The organism is Siminovitchia acidinfaciens, assembly GCF_003605385.1.
GTDB classification, from domain to species: domain Bacteria; phylum Bacillota; class Bacilli; order Bacillales; family Bacillaceae_C; genus Siminovitchia; species Siminovitchia acidinfaciens.
In genome coordinates, this window is the sequence record NZ_QYTV02000007.1 from 69,129 (window position 1) to 86,585 (window position 17,457).

Below are 17,457 nucleotides of genomic sequence, written 5' to 3' on the forward strand. Positions count from 1 at the left end.
AAAAGCTTAGGAAGCATCCTTTATTTCCTTAGCAATGAAACTATGGTCTACTAGATAATCCCAAATGGTTGCACTGATAACGTCGCCCGCAAACTGAATTCTTTCAGGGCTTACATTCTCTATCGTATCACGATAGGTATGGTACTCAGGTTCCAATCCACCGCTTTTGGTCCCCATGTTAAAGCATGATGCTATAATACCAGCATTGTGGAATGGGACATGGTCTGATGACCCTCTCCTAAAAAGAATCAGCTTCTCTTTATCCTTTCCTTGTTTGTCAAATGCCGCATTCGTATAATCCCAGGCGATGTTCGTTTTTCCATCGACTGTGTTGAATGCTAGATAGGACCCAGGTTCATATTTCGAACCGAGCATTTCCATCTGGAAGTTGATCTCACTTCTGTCAATGTCCGCCTGGGGCAAGTTCTTCACATAATAGTTAGATCCTACCAAGCCGATCTCTTCGGCGCCGAAGGCAACAAATCTCAATTCTTTATCAGTAAGGGAGTTCTTCAGAATTCTAGCCATCTCTACAATCGTACCCGTACCTGAAGCGTCATCATTCGCTCCCGGAGAATAATTAACACTGTCATAATGGGATGTAATATAAACAATCTTAGGATTTACAACATTGGCTGGTTTCTTTACTGCAACAACATTTTGTGATGTTTGATTTGAAAACGTGTGAATAACCAATTTCCCCTTCACAGTCCCTTTGGAAAGCTGGGCAAGTAAAGATTCTCCCAACTCTTTTGTCGTCCCGACTACCGGAATCGTGCTGTTGCCATTCAATGTTGGACGAAGCGGGGTAACTGTGTCCACGTTATCGTAAATAACGACACCTATCGCTCCGGCATTCGTTGCATTCTGAACTTTTTCCTGGAAAGTGTTATCTCCCCTTTGAATTAATGCAATCTTTCCTTTTGCAGCAGCAGAGAAGTCCCCAGGTAGACCAAGACCCGCATTATAGATATCGCCCGTCACACCATTTTCTCCTGTTCCAGCAGATCCTGTCGCAGCTCCCAAGGCAATTTCCTTGTTTTTATTTGTAAGGATTTTTAGAGTTCTTTCCGTCCGGTTGGATATAGCAAACTCTTGAATGGAGGTTTCATAGCCTAAGCTTTGGAACTGGTTTTTCAAGTATTCCGCGGCTTGCTTTTCACCTTCTGAGCCTGGCACTCTCGTTCCAATTTCTACACTTAGCTCACGTATATGATCCATGACTCTTTCAGAATCAAAAATGACATCCCACTGGCCAATTAATGCATCCGCATATTCACTTAACAGATTGGCAGCATTCCCGGAAATCATTCTGGTTTTTTCATAGTTGTTTAAAAGGACATGGAAGCTTTCCATATGTTTAATGGCTTTCTTGTATGACTTGCTGCTTTCATAATGTCCTACCGCAGTAATATGGGTTTTTAATGCTCGCGCAACAGCAGCACTTGTAATCTCTCCATCTTTCTCCAACCTATCAATCAGCGCCTGCATGTTGACTATGCTGGCTTGAGATTCCTCCTGAACGATTGGTGTACTGCTTGTCTGACTGTATTCTATGCTTTTCGGGGAAAATCCGACCAGCGTAGAACTGATTAATACAGCCGACATAAGAGTGCCAAAGCGGCGTATTTTCATATAAAAGGCCCCTTTTATAATTTTTTAATGTAAAAAATTTTCCGTTAAATCGGAGCAGGTTAATCACCTGCTCCGATTCTATCCCTTACTTCTGTTCGCCTGGTTTTTGCGTTGCATTGAATTTCCATGTCAATTCCAGCGAATCTCCTTGGAATTGGTTTTGATCACCTTTATCCATAAAGCTGAATTGCACTATAAGGTCATGAGTTTTACCTACAGGAAGCCCTTTATCACCTAATTCAGGATAAAAAATATTCTGACTTATAGCTTCTGGAGTCATATTTTTCAGGTCCGCCAAAGTTGTTTCAAAAATTACCTCATCGAAATTATCCATGTTATACAGGAACTCCACCTGAATATGCTCGCCAAAATCTCCAGTATTGTCTCCTTTTGCATCCTTGACGGTATAGTCTGTTTCCAGCAACACCTTATCGATGTCCAATGTTCCTCCGTTTCCTAGCTCAAAGTCACGGAGAAAAGAATCGCCAGGAGCCATATCTTTAACGTTAATAATTTCTGTCGGACTTAAGCTTAAATCCAAAGTCCCCGCCGCGAAAGTATTTTGCGATGTTTCCGTGTCGCTGAAATAAGCGTATGTACCCCCGCCAATCAACGCAGCTCCCAACGCAACAGACATCATACCCATACCAAACTTTTTCTTCATTGACATTTTTCATTCCCCCAATAAATTTATTATTTCCATCTCTAAGAGATAGGTACTGCCAATTTGCAAGATTAATAGGTTTATTTATTTGGCGTTTCCGCCTCTGCATTCTTATAGCTTTCTGCAATACGAATTGTTCGCCAGATAGATAAAAGGCCATAGCCTACCAGCAATATTCCCGGCAAGAACAACAGAAGCGCACCACCTAATTGTGATTCGGTGATTTTAAATATATAACCAACATAAGGAATGGTAATATCCGTGTATTTACCTACAATATTATTGACATGGACAGGTTCCAGATCAGGACCGTTGTTATTATCACCTTTTGTGATAAAATGGCTCCCTCCGTCTTGCACTTCAACAATCCTATGTGTTACGAGGATTTTTTCCTCTGTAATAAAAGTGATAACATCGCCTTTTGCAAACTGATCCCCTGCATCTGTATTTTTGATCAAAATGATTGACCCGGTTTTTATTCCAGGCTCCATCGAACCGGATAAGACAGCCTTCATTTGATATCCGAATATGCTGGGAGGTTCCCCTGCCATTTTGGAAGTGACAACATTGAACAAGATCACAGCCAGGAAGATATACAAAAATGTCGATCCGATATTACCGACTATTTTTTTTGTCTTTTGCCAGTTCATTGTAAAAATCACTCCCATCTATGTTTGGATTCTAACCTTCCAGTTACGGAGCATTTTTACCATTTTCTTGCTCCTCATCATTGTTGCCATCATTAGATTGATTCGAACTACCCTCATTTTGATCTTCAGCAGGAGGTTTCGTCGTCTCAGCTTTTTCACTCTGTTCGTCAGTATCACTATCTACCTGATTTTCTGTCTGCTCTCTTTCTGACTTTTCCTCTTTTTTGTCCAGCGGCTCTTCAGTTTCGTTTGACTCCAACTGCTTTTCCTCTGGTTCCCTTGCCTCATCTATTTCCTCTTGATCATTGGTATCGGGCTCTTCGGCTTCTCCCAGTTGGTCACTGACAGACATTTCACCGGAGACATTTTCCTCATAGGTGTAATGTGCAGTCGTGGGAGTAGTCAGAAGAGAGGCAATACAAAACAACAAATATAATATGGCAAGCCGCTTGACTACTAGATTGTTTTTCAAGTAATCTGCTATTTTTTTTGCTATTTGAATGCCTCTCATCCTATTTACTCCTCTCAATTAAGATGCTTTTTTCGATTGTGCTCCTTGTTGGGCCATGAGGTCCGCTACAGCCTGGTTAATGATGCTTCCGATAATCCCCATTCTTTCAGGGCTGACGTTTTCAATGACGTCACCAGGAGTGTGATACCACGGCTCCAAGCGATGGACAACCGGCTCCTCCCAGATATACAGGGCTGAGGCTATACCAACTTCATAAAACGGGATGTGATCCGATCCGCCTGAGCGGTACATATGCATGATTTTTTGGTCTATTCCCAACTTGGCGGCGGCTGCTTTGCCAGCCTCCCATGCAAGGTTGGATTTACCATCACCTGTATTGACAGACAATTGGGTAGCCTTGTCCCAATTTGTTCCAACCATATCAAGGTTAAAGTTAACTAAACTTCTGTCCCTTTCTTCTTTTGACAATTGGCCAACATAATATCTGGATCCAACCAATCCAATCTCTTCCGCACCAAATGCGATGAATCTGATTTCTTTATTTGTCGGCATGTCCTTTAGGTTTCTGGCCAACTCCATGATAGAGGCAGTTCCCGATCCATTGTCGTTAGCTCCTGGAGAACCTGGCACACTGTCATAATGCGCTGTAACATAAACGATTTCCGGGTTAGCAACCCCTTTTGGCTTTTTCACTGCAATGACGTTTTGTGATTTTTGATTTGTATGGTTCTGGACCGCAAGATTCAATTTCAATCCGCCCGCGGACAGCTTTGAAAGCAATGCCTTTCCGTCCGCCTGTGTGATTCCCACCACTGGGATGCTGCTCTGGTTATTTCCTAAGCTTGGGTTAGGCGGGGCTAAGCTCTCCACATTGTTGTAGATAACCACCCCGGCTGACCCTGCCTTTATGGCGTTATCAACCTTTTCCCAGTAAGTGTTGTCTCCTCTTTCAATGAGAGCTATTTTGCCTGCAGCTTCTTCAGTAAAATTTTCCGGCTTACCCAATCCCGCATTGAAGACATCACCAGTGACTCCATTTTTATCCGTCCGCGCGGAACCGGCTGACACCGCTGAATGCAATTTTTTGTTATTATCAGAGACTATCTTCAATTCACCGCTGACTCTATCCCGGATACTGAATTCTTGAGTCGAGACGTCATAACCGAGTCTTTCAAACTCATTTTGAATGTATTGTGCAGCCTGCCTTTCTTCATCCGTTCCCGTCACTCTCGGTCCAATTTCCACACTTAAATGGTGAATATGCTGCATCGCTTTTTCCGGATTAAAATTCGTATCCCATTTTTCAATCAAATCATCCGCATAGCCTTTAAGGATACGTGCCGCTTTTCCGGAAATCAGCTTGCCCTTTTCTTGCTGATCTATCAATGTCTTGAAGCCGCCCATATGCTTGATGACTTTTTCCGCTTCTCTTTTCTGCTCGTAAAGATCAACTGCAGTCAAGTGAGTTTTTAATGCGCGTGCCGCTACGGCGCCATTAAACTCACCTTCTGCTTCAAAGCGTTCAACCAGTTTCTTCATTGCATTGGCGCTTACACCTTCCGCCAAGTAATCAATGACAATTTTCGCCTGGTTGTAATTGTTTTTATCTCCGTCAGGATTGTATCCGTTTTCAATGTTTCCTGCTGCATCCACCGAGAACCATTTCACCACCGTTGTCTCATCAATCTTTAACGATTCTGCAGCCTCTCTTGTGCCCGCTACTTGAATCACTTTAGATTTAAGTGTTGGCCTTGAACCGTCAAGCGTGTAATAGACAGTTGCCGGTTCACTCGTTTCAAACTTGATTTTCACAGGATTGTCGTAAGTCCCAGCTCCAGGAACCAGCTTGGATTCAGGGTTAACATCGTCATTGGCATTTTCATAAGCCACTTCAAACATGCCGATCAAGCCATTGGCGAATTCCATCGCCTCAGCGTGCCCTTCACTGAATGCCGGCTGGAAACCTACGGCTGTCCAACGTTTTGTGTTGGCATTCCATAGATCCGCGCCAACTTCAAAGTTCCATGCATAGATACCGTGCTCATACCAAAGCGTATCAGCAGAGTTTCCGCCTGCAGAGTATAATACATCAGGAATCGGGCCGGTCCTGCTTGGTAAAATAACTGTTCCGCGATGTTCTTTTATTCTTTTTAAAATATGATCTGAAGCCTGCCAGTAATAAGCTTCCTCTCCTGCTGTCGGGCGAGGCAGCGTTACCCGGTTTGCATCATATGCACCAGGAGACCACATGAAATACCCGCCGTACGCATGGATATTCATCGCAAATTTAAGGTTTGGATTTTCTTCCGCCAACCAATTCAAGTTCCGGGCTTCCGGCTCTGAGAATGGTTCCGGTCCGGCAAAGGTATCGGAAGTACAGCTTTTTGAACCGCCAATCCAGCCATCCCAAACAGTTCCAATTTTGTAGTTTCGGTTTAAGTCGACTCCCCATGAATTGCGGTAAGCCGGGTCAGATGCTTCAGGTCCGCAATGGTTTGTCATATTCCGGCGCATGGAGTTGTAATCATAAAATGAATAGTGTCCACCATCAGGGTTAACGCTTGGAACAATAAATATATCCAAATTATCTACTAGCTTCTTCGTATTCTCATCTGTATGGTAATTTCGCAATAGTCTCTCTGCCGTTTCAACAGTCACAAGCGGTGTCACCCATTCACGGGCATGTTCCTGTGAATATCCAAGTACACCAGGCTTCGAGCCGTCCCGTACTTTACCGATCCGAATAGCTTTCACTTCGAATGGATCCCTTGAAACTTCTTTTGGTGCCCTTAAATTATCGGTCAGTTTTATATTGCTTTGCGGTTGAACAACGCCTGTTCCATTGGAGGTTCTATATCTAGTCGCCGATACCAAATCACCAGCTTTTTCATTGATCGCCGCGATAACTTCAGCGGATGTACTATTTCTCCCAAGATCTACCATTATATTCTTCCCATCGACTGTTACATCTAATGTGGAATTTACACTTTTTGGAGTTCTAATATCTACTGTAATATCGTTTCCACCCTCATGTCCCCATGCTTTTGATGTAAGGACAATTGCCGAGTTCACTACACTGCCAATGGTGACCTGGGCTTTCCGTCGGTACCCATTTGTTTTTTCAGGGAGTACTATGATTTCAGCCAGTTCTGGAAACTCTTCGGCAAGCTGTTCAATCCTTTCAGTCACTTCTGTCGGCGTCATGTATTTGTCGACAAAGTCACTGAAATAATCATCATCTGCAGGAGTGCCATCGCCGATCCATTCAGTTAAGCCTGTTTCCACTTTTCCGCCCTGGTTAGTGGAAATGACTACATTTTCAGGAACAGAATTAATATCGGTCAAAACATAGTGGTATAAATATTCGCCAGCATCAACTTTCCTTGTCATTGAAGCCGTTCGCTTATTGCCTTTTTCATCTGTCCATTCTGCATTCATGACAGTATTAGGCCCAGCACTAGATTTAACTTCAAGATATAAAAACAAGCCTGACTGATTTTTGAAGTAATCTGCCCGAAAAACTTTCACAGTGTCTGCCTGCTGTGCCAGTTGCTGCTTTTGCTTTTCTGTTTGTTCCTGCTGCCTTAAAAGCTTTTCGCCTTCTTCGGCAGTTTGGAGAACAGTCACTTTGTACCCTTTAATTTTGAGCATCTCAATGTCAGCATCTGTCAAAACCGCCTGCACCTCGAGCTGCCCGTTTCGATCACTGACATATCCAGTCAAGTCGAAACCTCTTACCACCAAGTCTTCCACTGCCTTCCGATCTGGTACGACAATTTCTACAAGCGTCGTTTTCCGTTCAAACTCAACCTCTGTCGTCTCCTCTTTTGGGGTTGCTGCAATGGGGCTGACAAAAAAAGAGGATACCGTTAAAGCAACGATGCTTGTCCCCGCCAAGAAATGTGACACAAATCGTCTATAAGACACTGAATTCCCCCCTACATAAATTTTTTGAATTTCCTTCGTTGATTATATCAGTATTTTTAGAAGATTGTTACGATTTGAAATAAAATGATTATATCGGATTATAAAGATAACATTTTTTACAACGGCAGTTAGTATTTAAGTAATATCGCAACTTTTACTTACTTAATAAAAACTAGTCCTTTTTTCCTGTTTAGCTAAAAAACTATTTTTATAGAGGATATTGCACTTCTGAAAATATGTTTAATTTTCTAGCATAAACAAACATAAAAAACCCCCTCAGCCGTAAGCTTAGGGGCTTCATATGAAGCTGCTAATCTTTAACTGGCTTTGCCGGCCAGCGTTGGATTTTTCTTCTCCATCAATACTTTCAAATAGTTACTATTAGCCTTTAACATTTGATGTGTTCCGCTTGTCATCAAGTTATTCTTTCTATGATGGTCAATCAGCGTATTAAAACCGTCCAAATGCTTAATGACTTTATCGTATTGTCCCGTTTCTTCATAATGCTTTAAGGATGTTGCATGGACCTTAAGAGTTTGAGCAACGCCCTTATTTGAAAACTTGCCAATTACCTCGTAACGTTCTACAAGCGCTTTAATGTGGTCTGCAGATACAACTGGACCTACACCAGGATTTGGAGGATTCATCGGGATCGTTCCAGCATAATCTGTGTTATATCCGGTAATTGGACGAATCGGAATGTCATACCAGCGTTCAGGATCAGCTTTATACAAGTCTCCTGTAGCAAGACCAGACAAAAATCCATGTGTGGCGATCACATTTTGTTGAATCATAGGATCACGCTCACCATCCAGGACTTGACTGGAGGTCTCCAAGAATATAGCAGGATTGCTATGTCCTTCAGGATTTATTCCTTCATAATTTATGCCAAGCATCATACCGGAGACTACCCCACCACGGATATCAATTACAGTGCTACCCGTATCATACTGATCAACAGTAAATTCTTTATATGGGGCAAGAGAATCATAAATTTGAACCGCTGCCTGGCGCGCAAGTTTATCGTACAATCCATCCTTAATAGTCGGAAGAGTTGGTCCTCCTGGTGCTAACGAGATTCCAAGTGACATTGATACAGGAATACTTGTACCAGTAAAGTTTTTAGTCCCTTGATGATGAATATCCAAGGCAAATTCAGGCTTAATATCTGCCCAGAATTTGTAAAAGCCCATTGATTCAATTGCATCAAATCTGCTTTCAAACCAGTCCCTATTTAAATCAACGGAGATCTGTCTACCTCTTTCATCCAGTTTGGGCTTACCCGTTTCATGATCATACAGGATTGTACCACGCTGATTTAGTTCGGCACCATCCGGATTGTACATTGGGATAATGTACATTGTTAATTCTTTCATCATCTCTTTGTAAGAGGAATCCTTCTCATTTATTAAATTTTCAATGATACGTAACGTTGCGTTCGTTCCATAAGGTTCTCCTCCATGGATACGTCCTTGAACCCATACTTTCTTATCTCCATTGCCTATTTTTGCAACATACAGATCCCTTCCTGCTTCACTTCGGCCTTCTTCAATCCCATACTCCCTAAGTGTGAATACATCAAGTTTGCCATCGCTTTGTTCTTCCAGCTGCCCAAGAATATCGACCATTTCATCGTATTTAATAGCATTCGTGCCGACGATGCTGTCCGACTGTGCTCCAGCAATCCCGCTGGAGGAAAAAATAAGAAACAGAGCTGCGGCCACCAGAAATATGCGTCTCTTTAACAACTTCACCACTCCTCTCAATTTTTCCCCTCTTGTTCATTAGGTTGATTCATAGAGTTATGTAAGAGGATAATAGAACCAGTGTCCTAGCAGAAACAATCGACTTTATCCAATCATCATCATCAATTGCACGCATCACTCCCTTCAAAAACCTGTCATTTATTGCTAAGTTCAGTCAGTAAAAATAGAATTAATAAACATAACCGAAACCACCCTAATTCGTGTGTTTTCTGTTATATAGATAGGTATAGAGACCCTTAATATATTTTCTTTAATAAGAAAGCTATTTCAAAAGGATTATATCAGATTTATCTAAATATTTTTATAACTAAATTGAAAACAGGTATTAAGAAATGTAAAACTTGAAAATCAATTCTTGTTATTTGGTACTTAATTACTTTATATTAGTATGAGAAACAGGGATAAAGGACTCATGGCATCCTTTCAACAAAATAAAGGGTGATTTTCGGTTTGTACCAAAAATCACCCTTTTAGCCTCTGCCATGATAAGTTAGATTAAAAAGACAAGATAAAATGATTGATCCCGTACGGTTCAGGACTTCCTTAAATAACCCCGCTTTCCTTATACCGCTCAAACTCTTCTTCCGTCAGTCCAAGCAAATCTTGATAAACCTCTTCGTTATGCTCCCCAATCGCCGGTCCGCTCCATTTGATACTTCCAGGCGTTTTGCTCAGCTTCGGTACAATGCCCGGCATATGTACGGCTCCCATATCACGGTCAGCCACTTCCTGGATCATATCCCTTTCGTGGTAATGCGGATCATTGGCGATATCCTCCATACTATAGATAGGCCCGGAAGGTACTCCATTTTGATCCATGATATCAAGCACTTCCTCAGCATTCATTGTTTTCACCCAAGCAGCAATCAAATCATCCAGCTCTTTCTGGTTCTGTCCTCTCGCTTCATGATGGCTGAATTTTGGATCCTCAAGCCACTCTTCTTTTCCAATTGCGACAGCAAGGCGGTTAAACAGATTATCCGAGTTTGCAGCGACAATAAGCCATTTGCCATCTTTTGTCAGATAAATATTGGAAGGAGCTACACCCGGAAGGATCGAGCCTGTCCGTTCTTTCACAATGCCGTATTTAAAATATTCTCCGAGGGCATTTTCCATCACCGCAAAGACCGATTCATATAGCGCGACGTCGATAACCTGTCCTTCTTGCTCGTTGTTTTTCACCTGGCTGAACAAGGCCATGACCGTCCCAAGCGCTCCGAATAAAGAGGCGAGCGTATCTCCGATGCTGACACCAATCCGTGGCGGTGGTGCGTCCGGAGTACCGACAACGTAACGTAGGCCGCCCATTGCCTCTCCTACGCTGCCGAATCCTCCTTTATCCCTATATGGCCCAGTTTGTCCAAATCCGGAAATCCGTACCATGATAATTTTTCTGTTCACTTTCTTTAAATCTTCATATCCGAGATTCAACTTCTCCAGTGCACCTGGACGAAGGTTTTCCACAACGATATCAGCGGTTGCACAAAGCTCCTTCGCAAGCCGCTGCCCTTCTTCCGTCTTCAAATTCAAAGTGATGCATTTTTTATTCCGTGCCTGGGTTGCCCACCAGACAGACTTGTCCCCTTCCGTTTTATTGCCCCACTTCCGGATGGGATCCCCTGATCCTGGCATCTCGATTTTGATGACTTCCGCTCCGAAATCTCCAAGCATTCTCGTTAAAAACGGACCAGCGATGAAATTCCCGAACTCGATGACCCTCACTCCACGCAACGGTCCATCCTGATTTATATTATGCATAATCTCTCCCCAAACCTTTTTGATTCTATTATAAGGCCTAGAGGTTAAAATAAGAATAGACTCACAATGAGGAGGTATCCGAACGTGAATTCAATCGTACTATTTGACGGCATTTGCAATTTTTGCGATGCAAGCGTTCAGTTCATTATAAAAAATGATCCAAAAGGAAATTTCCGTTTTGCTTCGCTTCAAAGCGATATCGGACAAAAACTCCTCAAGGAATACAACGTGCCTGCTGATGTCGACAGCATCGTTTTGATTGAAAATGATAAAGCCTACTGTAAATCAGCGGCCGCTCTTAAAATCTGCCGTCATTTAAATGGACTTTGGAAAATAGCCTATACATTCATCATAATTCCAGCTCCATTGAGGAACCTTGTCTACGATCTCATAGCACGTAACCGCTACAAATGGTTTGGCAAAAAAGAAAGCTGTATACTGCCGTCGCCCGAGGTGCAGTCCAGGTTTTTATCCTAAAGAGCGTGCGAATTGATATTGAACCCTCTCTTCCATCCTTTTCCCTATCATATTTGACTGATCTATAGGAAGAAACATTTATCCAGCATAAGCCCTTCTATTCATTTTGATTTTTTCAACAGGTAAACAGTCTTCCGAGAACGAACGGATTACTTAAAGTCAAAATTTTATGGAGGGATTTCATTGAAGCTTAAAAGAAAGGTAGCATTATTATCTGGCACAGTTTTATTAAGTGCGGGAATGCTTGCCCCAGTGCACACAAGTTTGCCGGGAAAGCCACTTCAAGCCTCTGCTAATCAAGAATATTCAGTAGCCGGATTTATTAGTCATGCAGAACTCGTTAATCAGATGGACCAGCTGAAAAATTCAAAGTACGCTGACGTAGAAGTTGCTGGCCATTCCAATCATGGCCGTGAAATTTACAAGGTGACGGTCGGAAAAGGTGATAAGGTAGTACTCATCCAAAGTGAAATCCATGGAAATGAAAAAGTAGGTACGAAGGCATTATTAAATATGCTTCAGCAGCTCAGCCAGAACGATTCTCCCGAAATAAAGAAGCTTCGCGAGGAATTAACGATCGTAGCGATGCCAATGATCAACCCGGACGCCACTGAACTAAATCGGCGAGGTAACGAAATGACCTGGGAAGAAGTGGTTTCAAAGTTCCCTGAGCTTGAAGGTGTACGCCCTTCATGGAATTATTACACTTATGTCAATAGATATTGGGACTATGCTTCGAACCCTGGATTTGATGTCAATCGGGACTTCAATCCAAATCTTGACTACACTCCGAAGAGACAGGATTTTCCGGGCAATTCCGCGAGACCTGGCTGGTATATCACTCCAGAAGCACAGACAGTTCGAGACGTTTACAAAGATTTGAAAAAGCAGTTTGGAAACGTGGATGTCTTTATCGATTTGCATCATCAAGGTGAATATGTCATTAAGGATACCGATGACCCTGTCACATTATCTCTTTCCGGCGTTTTTGTACCAGACCCCAACACTGAAGAAGGGGCGAAATATCGTGAATATGCCGACCAATATCAAGGTGATTTTTCTAAACAGCTAAATGTAGCTGCATACAACGCTTTGCAGCAAATAGGCAATTCACCTTTCAAAAACATATCACTCTATCCACAAGACTTGGATTTGCCGGGAACAGCCCTTGGATCCTTCGCGTTGAATGGGAGCGGAGCAATACTGTTTGAAATAACGGGTCAAACTCAGAGCTATGGCCAAAAGCGGATGGGTCAATTAACGAAGGCTGTAGAAACCGGAGTGCTTGGTATCCTGGATAGTGTTGCAACAGGGGATGTATATGAAATCGATGTAGAGGCCTATGATGAGATACCACTGACAGAAAGATAGTTTTATATTAACTCCCTGCAGGGTTGCACTGGACACTCTTGCAGGGAGACTTTTTTTGTAAAAGTCTAGGGAGTTTTGTAGTTATTAAGAGTACTCTATATCCTAAAAATAAGAGGATAAAAACATGCAGTATCGAACTTAATGATGTGGAAGAAAAAAATGAGAGGAATGACGGTTATGCAACAAAAAACCATTGCCGCTTTCGAATATGAGGTTGTTCAGAAAGAGTACATGCTGGTTGGACAAAGTGTTTCCGTAAACTTCCCAGACGCCTTCCCCGATGCTGCCATCAAATTACAAAAGGAATTTTTACAGAGAGCGGATGAGATTCATAACGCAAAGAATAAAAAAATATTGTTCAGTCCGTATATGTGCAACGATATTATCGCAACTTATTTCGCTTGTTTTGAAGTGGATGTGATAGATTTAGTCCCCGACGGAATGATCAGCTTCAAACTTCCGATGACAAGATATGCCAAAATATCATGTTCGAATAAGACAATGAGCGAAGGATATGAAGCCATATTCGCCTGGATCCGAAAGAATGGCCACAAACAGAAATGGTTCGATCATTCATTTCCTGTTGAAATTTATTATCTTGATGAAAAGGCTGGGGAAGAAGCGGCGGATATAATGATACCCATCTATTAATAATATTGAGGATGTTTGGAAAAAGGATAGTCATCCCGTGCTTAACAAAGGACTGAAGCCTTTTCTCCTTTTGCGATGTTTGGTGTCCAATGAGTATAATAATAAAAAATGCTGGCAGGTTTTATGCCGGTAAAAAAGGAATAGTAAGGAGACTCCTATGCAAAAAATAGTTCCGCATTTTTGGTATGACAAAGAAGCAAAGGAAGCCGCATTGTTTTACATCAGTTTATTTGATGGCTCTAAACTTTTAAATGTGACAGTTCTTGAGAATACCCCTTCTGGAGACGCGGAATATGTGAGCTTTAACTTGGCCGGACAACGATTCGATGCAATAAGTGCAGGTCCTTACTTTAAATTCACCCCATCCATTTCCTTGATGGTGGCATGTTCTTCTATTGAAGAAGTAAATGCCAAATGGAATGCTCTCATCGAAGGAGGCACCGAATTAATGCCGCTGGCTGAATACCCTTTTAGCAAATGGTATGGCTGGGTTCAGGATCGATTTGGTTTGTCTTGGCAGTTGATGCTAGTGGAGGAAGGACAAGCGGTACAAAAAATTACCCCGAACTTTCTTTTTTCTAGTGAATCCTGCGGGAGAGCTGAGGAAGCAGTAAAGTACTACGTGGATGTATTTGAAAATTCTAGCATGGGGCCAATCAGCAGATACGGAAAAGGAGAAGCGGCGTCGCCGAAGGCAAAAGTGAATTATGCTAGCTTCAATCTTAGCGGTATTCATTTTTCAGCTATGGATCATGCCTTCGAGGCAGATTTCAATTTTAACGAAGCATTTTCATTCATGATAAACTGCAATGATCAGAAAGAGATTGATTACTTTTGGGATAAGCTTTCTGCGATGCCTGAGGCAGAACAATGCGGATGGGTAAGGGATTCATTTGGCGTTTCATGGCAGATTGTTCCAGCAAATATGGATGAGATCATGTTTAAAGGGTCAAGAGATGAAATCAAGAGTGTTACTGATGCCCTTTTGAAAATGAAAAAAATTGATATTGCTGCATTGGAAAAAGCTCGTCTTGATAAATGAGGCCCTTCAATTACGCAAAATTCGCCTTTTCTAGTAGATTTAACACAAAAATAGGTAAGGAAACAAATCACCTTTTGTTTCCTCACCTGTTTTTGTATTCGCATCCTCAACTTTTAACTCATACTTCATTCAACGTTTCCTGTTCCATTCCGTATTGTACATCATTAATAACCCACCTATTTTCCGCACTTTTTTTATAAAAGATAGTCAATGTCGCAGACCCATGTAAATCTGTGGAACTGTATTGACTGATGATCATTTCGGTCTCACTTATTTGCCTGAATTCGTACGGTAGCTTACTGTCGAACCACAGCGGCGGCTCGGTGGGGATATGTTCAAGCACTCCGTTTTTTTCGATGAAGAATGTATTAAGAAACTCCCCCGCAAGGTCCAAATCGCTAATATTTCTATAGTAATTGATAAAGTCCTCTTTCGTTTTTAAATCATCATTGGCTGGATTCAGCGGAAGGATAAAATCGTCTGCAAGACCAATAGCAATTTCCTCCAACCCTTTTTCGTCATTGATATTTTCCATCCCCTTGCTATGCTCGAGATGCACAGCTTGTGGGCTATGTACCTTAATGTCCATTGGAATAAAAGAAAATAATAAGCTTGCTGCCAGCATATTAGTGATTATTTGGGTGGGCATATACAGTCCTCCTTGTTATTCATCATAATGCTTTCAAGCTCTATTTATGATTTTCCCTTACATCCCGCCGGCAAACCCTTGAAGAAAATAAAAAGCTGCAGACATCCGGATTTTCTCGCAGCCAACAGCTTTTTTAAAGCAGAAAAACCTATTTGATTGGTATCCAGATCTCGTTATAGGAATCATCCTTAAATGGATCCTTATCTATATACGCTTCGAAAGGTGCTATTTCAGCCGGCTCATATCCGTTCGAAGGAAACCATTCCGAGTAAATTTGCTTCCACGTACTTATGATGGCAATTGGAACACGCCCACGAACTTCAAAAACAGCCCATTTAGCAGCAGGGAAATGAAAACTTGAAAATTCCTCCGGCACTTCTCCCTCATGTTCCGCAGCAATCCAATAATCGGTTGTGTTTTTCTTAACATTAGAATTGGTGCAAATGCCCAGCAATCCTTTAATTTGACCATTGTTTAATCTCAGCAATCGGCCAGCGGTTCCGTCCCCATTAACCTCAGTCCAAAATTCCGGCACACCCGGAATCCCCGCTCCCTCATTCCGCGGGAACTCCCGTTTTATTCCTGATGCTTCAAATGCACCTTTTTCAACAATACGATAATTCATTGGTTTTGCTCCTTTCAGATTTACTTGAATCGCAAGGCGGTTGTATGACTGTAGCTTTCCCATCCCTTTTCGGGCTTCACTTGGGGTAATGCCATGCTGTTTTCTGAAAGCTCTTGTAAAAGACTCGGGAGTATCGTAGCCATATTTAAAGGCAAGTTCGATGATTTTACTGTCGGTGCTGGATAATTCTTGAGCCGCCAATGTCAGTCGGCGCCGGCGAAGATATTCTCCTATAGACATGTCGGTCAAAATCATAAATATCCGCTGAAAGTGAAAGGTAGACACATTCGCTTGTTTCGTAATATCGTCAATAGTGATGGAATCCAATAAATGTTCCTCCATGTAGTCTATTGCCCTCTGCAATGACTCAACCAATGCCATGCTCATCAACTCCCACTTCGAATGTTACCAACTATGGTCTTTTTTATCCTGACTTTCTGTGCTTTGAGTGGTCAGGTCATTTAATTCTGAACTTTTATGTATAAAAAGGCCAGGAACCATCCGAGCCTTTCCTTTTCCCTATCTAAAATTTGATACTCTCCAGTACAATGGGGCCTCTGCTCCTTCATCATCACCTTGATGGAGAGTCGTCCACGTCCGCTGCACCCCATGCTTCAAATACACTTCATGATTTGGAGACCGGTCATGCACCCCGGAAAAGTCATAGAACCCGTTTGGTTGCAGCTTAGCCGACACTTGATAATCGACTGCCATCGAATCGGCCAAAGGATTTTCAACTGAATGTTTCAGCACATAGGTAACTTCAGTTTCTTCCACTTTTACATCTTCCAACTGAATACCTTCATCGAAAGCTGTTTCCTCTTTCTTTAAATTTCGCAGCATGCCGTAACCTTTCGTTTTCCCAATATCTTTTCCCAACTGGACATCTGGAAACGGCTCATCCCCTGTTACAACGACTTCTGCCATTGTACGGTAATCTGTTGAGGCTGAGTCAAATCCGCGCCCGTCCCCTTTAAAATAGCGGTAAGGGGATCCTTCTTCTGGATTTTTTATCCATCTTTCTCCCCAAAACGTTTTATACAGGAAGCGCCATTCCTTTCTTTCAGTTGCGGTGTCTCCAGAGTTCAAAATTTCTTCCAAAGGATCAAGAACCTTTGATATTTGAAAAGTTTCCATGACGACATCTTTTTCTTTAGGTTCTGTTCTCAATCGAACCTGCTCATCCAACTCTTTCTCCAATTCCATCAACGGCCGTTCAGCGTGTATCAAATATGTATATTCAACTTGGCTTCGAACCCAGCGGTCAACGAAAAAAGGTTCTTGCACTTTGGCTATCCTTTTTCCATTTCGGAAAATAAGATACTCTTCTACACCTTCAATGGGCTCCCATTCCATTCCAAAAAACGACTTTGAAATAATTGCAGTTTGAATACAGTCCTCCAGCAAATTCTCGGATTGCCGTGATTCCACCGCTGTCGAAGTTTGAACCTTGATCCGCTCGGGTGTTCCTCTCCTGGCTCCTGCTTCGATTGTATAAAGATATGTAGTCCCTGCAGCCAAATTAATATCTGTAAAGGATTCATCGTCCCCTTCATAAATCAGCGTTCCATCCCTATATATACGAAATGGACTTTTTTCGTTTTTCAAATAAAACGTCACTTCATTTATCCTCTGTTCAATCGACTCAATTGGAAAGCCTTTTGGATATGACATCTTCGGCTGAAGCTTTTTACCAATTACAACCAGCGCAGTTCCAATTAAACTGATTAATGGTATCAAATAACGTCTGAACATATACTCGTCCTCGCT

General features: G+C 42.1%; 14 protein-coding genes. 4 read left to right on the plus strand and 10 right to left on the minus strand.

What is annotated here, in order from left to right:
* Window positions 1–6 precede the first annotated feature (6 nt).
* The 7 genes from D4T97_RS21005 to D4T97_RS15075 form a co-directional block, all read right to left on the minus strand.
* Window positions 7–1,635: a M28 family peptidase gene (locus D4T97_RS21005; RefSeq protein WP_126051582.1), complete on the minus strand. Its 1,629-nt coding sequence runs from the start codon at window positions 1,633–1,635 to the stop codon at window positions 7–9.
* An 85-nt stretch (window positions 1,636–1,720) separates the two neighbouring features.
* Window positions 1,721–2,305, minus strand: a complete 585-nt coding sequence (locus tag D4T97_RS15050) for a CalY family protein (RefSeq protein WP_126051583.1) — start codon at window positions 2,303–2,305, stop codon at window positions 1,721–1,723.
* A gap of 74 nt (window positions 2,306–2,379) precedes the next feature.
* The gene (sipW, locus tag D4T97_RS15055; protein ID WP_126051584.1) at window positions 2,380–2,949 is read right to left on the minus strand and encodes a signal peptidase I SipW; all 570 of its coding nucleotides are present in this window, start codon (window positions 2,947–2,949) and stop codon (window positions 2,380–2,382) included.
* Window positions 2,950–2,992: 43 nt separating this feature from the next.
* A complete protein-coding gene (locus tag D4T97_RS15060) occupies window positions 2,993–3,460 on the minus strand; it encodes a hypothetical protein (RefSeq protein ID WP_126051585.1) in 468 nt (155 codons plus the stop codon).
* 18 nt (window positions 3,461–3,478) lie between these two features.
* On the minus strand, window positions 3,479–7,348 hold the full coding sequence (locus D4T97_RS15065; RefSeq protein WP_126051586.1) for a M28 family peptidase: 3,870 nt from the start codon (window positions 7,346–7,348) through the stop codon (window positions 3,479–3,481).
* A gap of 317 nt (window positions 7,349–7,665) precedes the next feature.
* A complete protein-coding gene (locus D4T97_RS15070; protein ID WP_126051587.1) occupies window positions 7,666–9,096 on the minus strand; it encodes a M14 family zinc carboxypeptidase in 1,431 nt (476 codons plus the stop codon).
* A gap of 561 nt (window positions 9,097–9,657) precedes the next feature.
* Window positions 9,658–10,872 carry a CaiB/BaiF CoA transferase family protein gene (locus D4T97_RS15075; protein ID WP_126051588.1) on the minus strand — a complete coding sequence of 405 codons (1,215 nt, stop codon included), beginning with the start codon at window positions 10,870–10,872 and terminating at the stop codon, window positions 9,658–9,660.
* An 84-nt stretch (window positions 10,873–10,956) separates the two neighbouring features.
* On the opposite strand from D4T97_RS15075, the gene D4T97_RS15080 reads away from it, so the two are divergent.
* The 4 genes from D4T97_RS15080 to D4T97_RS15095 all read left to right on the plus strand — a co-directional run bounded on the left by D4T97_RS15080 (window position 10,957) and on the right by D4T97_RS15095 (window position 14,413).
* Window positions 10,957–11,349, plus strand: a complete 393-nt coding sequence (locus D4T97_RS15080; protein ID WP_126051589.1) for a thiol-disulfide oxidoreductase DCC family protein — start codon at window positions 10,957–10,959, stop codon at window positions 11,347–11,349.
* 183 nt (window positions 11,350–11,532) lie between these two features.
* Window positions 11,533–12,720 carry a M14 family zinc carboxypeptidase gene (locus D4T97_RS15085; RefSeq protein WP_235872271.1) on the plus strand — a complete coding sequence of 396 codons (1,188 nt, stop codon included), beginning with the start codon at window positions 11,533–11,535 and terminating at the stop codon, window positions 12,718–12,720.
* A gap of 177 nt (window positions 12,721–12,897) precedes the next feature.
* Window positions 12,898–13,371, plus strand: coding sequence for a GyrI-like domain-containing protein (locus D4T97_RS15090; RefSeq protein ID WP_126051672.1), 474 nt, complete (start codon window positions 12,898–12,900; stop codon window positions 13,369–13,371).
* Between the two features lie 157 nt (window positions 13,372–13,528).
* Window positions 13,529–14,413, plus strand: coding sequence for a VOC family protein (locus tag D4T97_RS15095; protein WP_126051590.1), 885 nt, complete (start codon window positions 13,529–13,531; stop codon window positions 14,411–14,413).
* A 118-nt stretch (window positions 14,414–14,531) separates the two neighbouring features.
* On the opposite strand, the gene D4T97_RS15100 is transcribed toward D4T97_RS15095, so the two are convergent.
* From D4T97_RS15100 to D4T97_RS15110, 3 genes are all read right to left on the minus strand, one after another.
* Window positions 14,532–15,062 (minus strand): hypothetical protein, encoded by a 531-nt coding sequence (locus D4T97_RS15100; protein WP_126051591.1) that lies wholly within the window; start codon window positions 15,060–15,062, stop codon window positions 14,532–14,534.
* Window positions 15,063–15,210: 148 nt separating this feature from the next.
* A complete protein-coding gene (locus D4T97_RS15105; protein WP_126051592.1) occupies window positions 15,211–16,068 on the minus strand; it encodes an AraC family transcriptional regulator in 858 nt (285 codons plus the stop codon).
* Window positions 16,069–16,206: 138 nt separating this feature from the next.
* The gene (locus D4T97_RS15110; protein WP_164525591.1) at window positions 16,207–17,442 is read right to left on the minus strand and encodes a DUF3238 domain-containing protein; all 1,236 of its coding nucleotides are present in this window, start codon (window positions 17,440–17,442) and stop codon (window positions 16,207–16,209) included.
* Window positions 17,443–17,457: the final 15 nt, after the last annotated feature.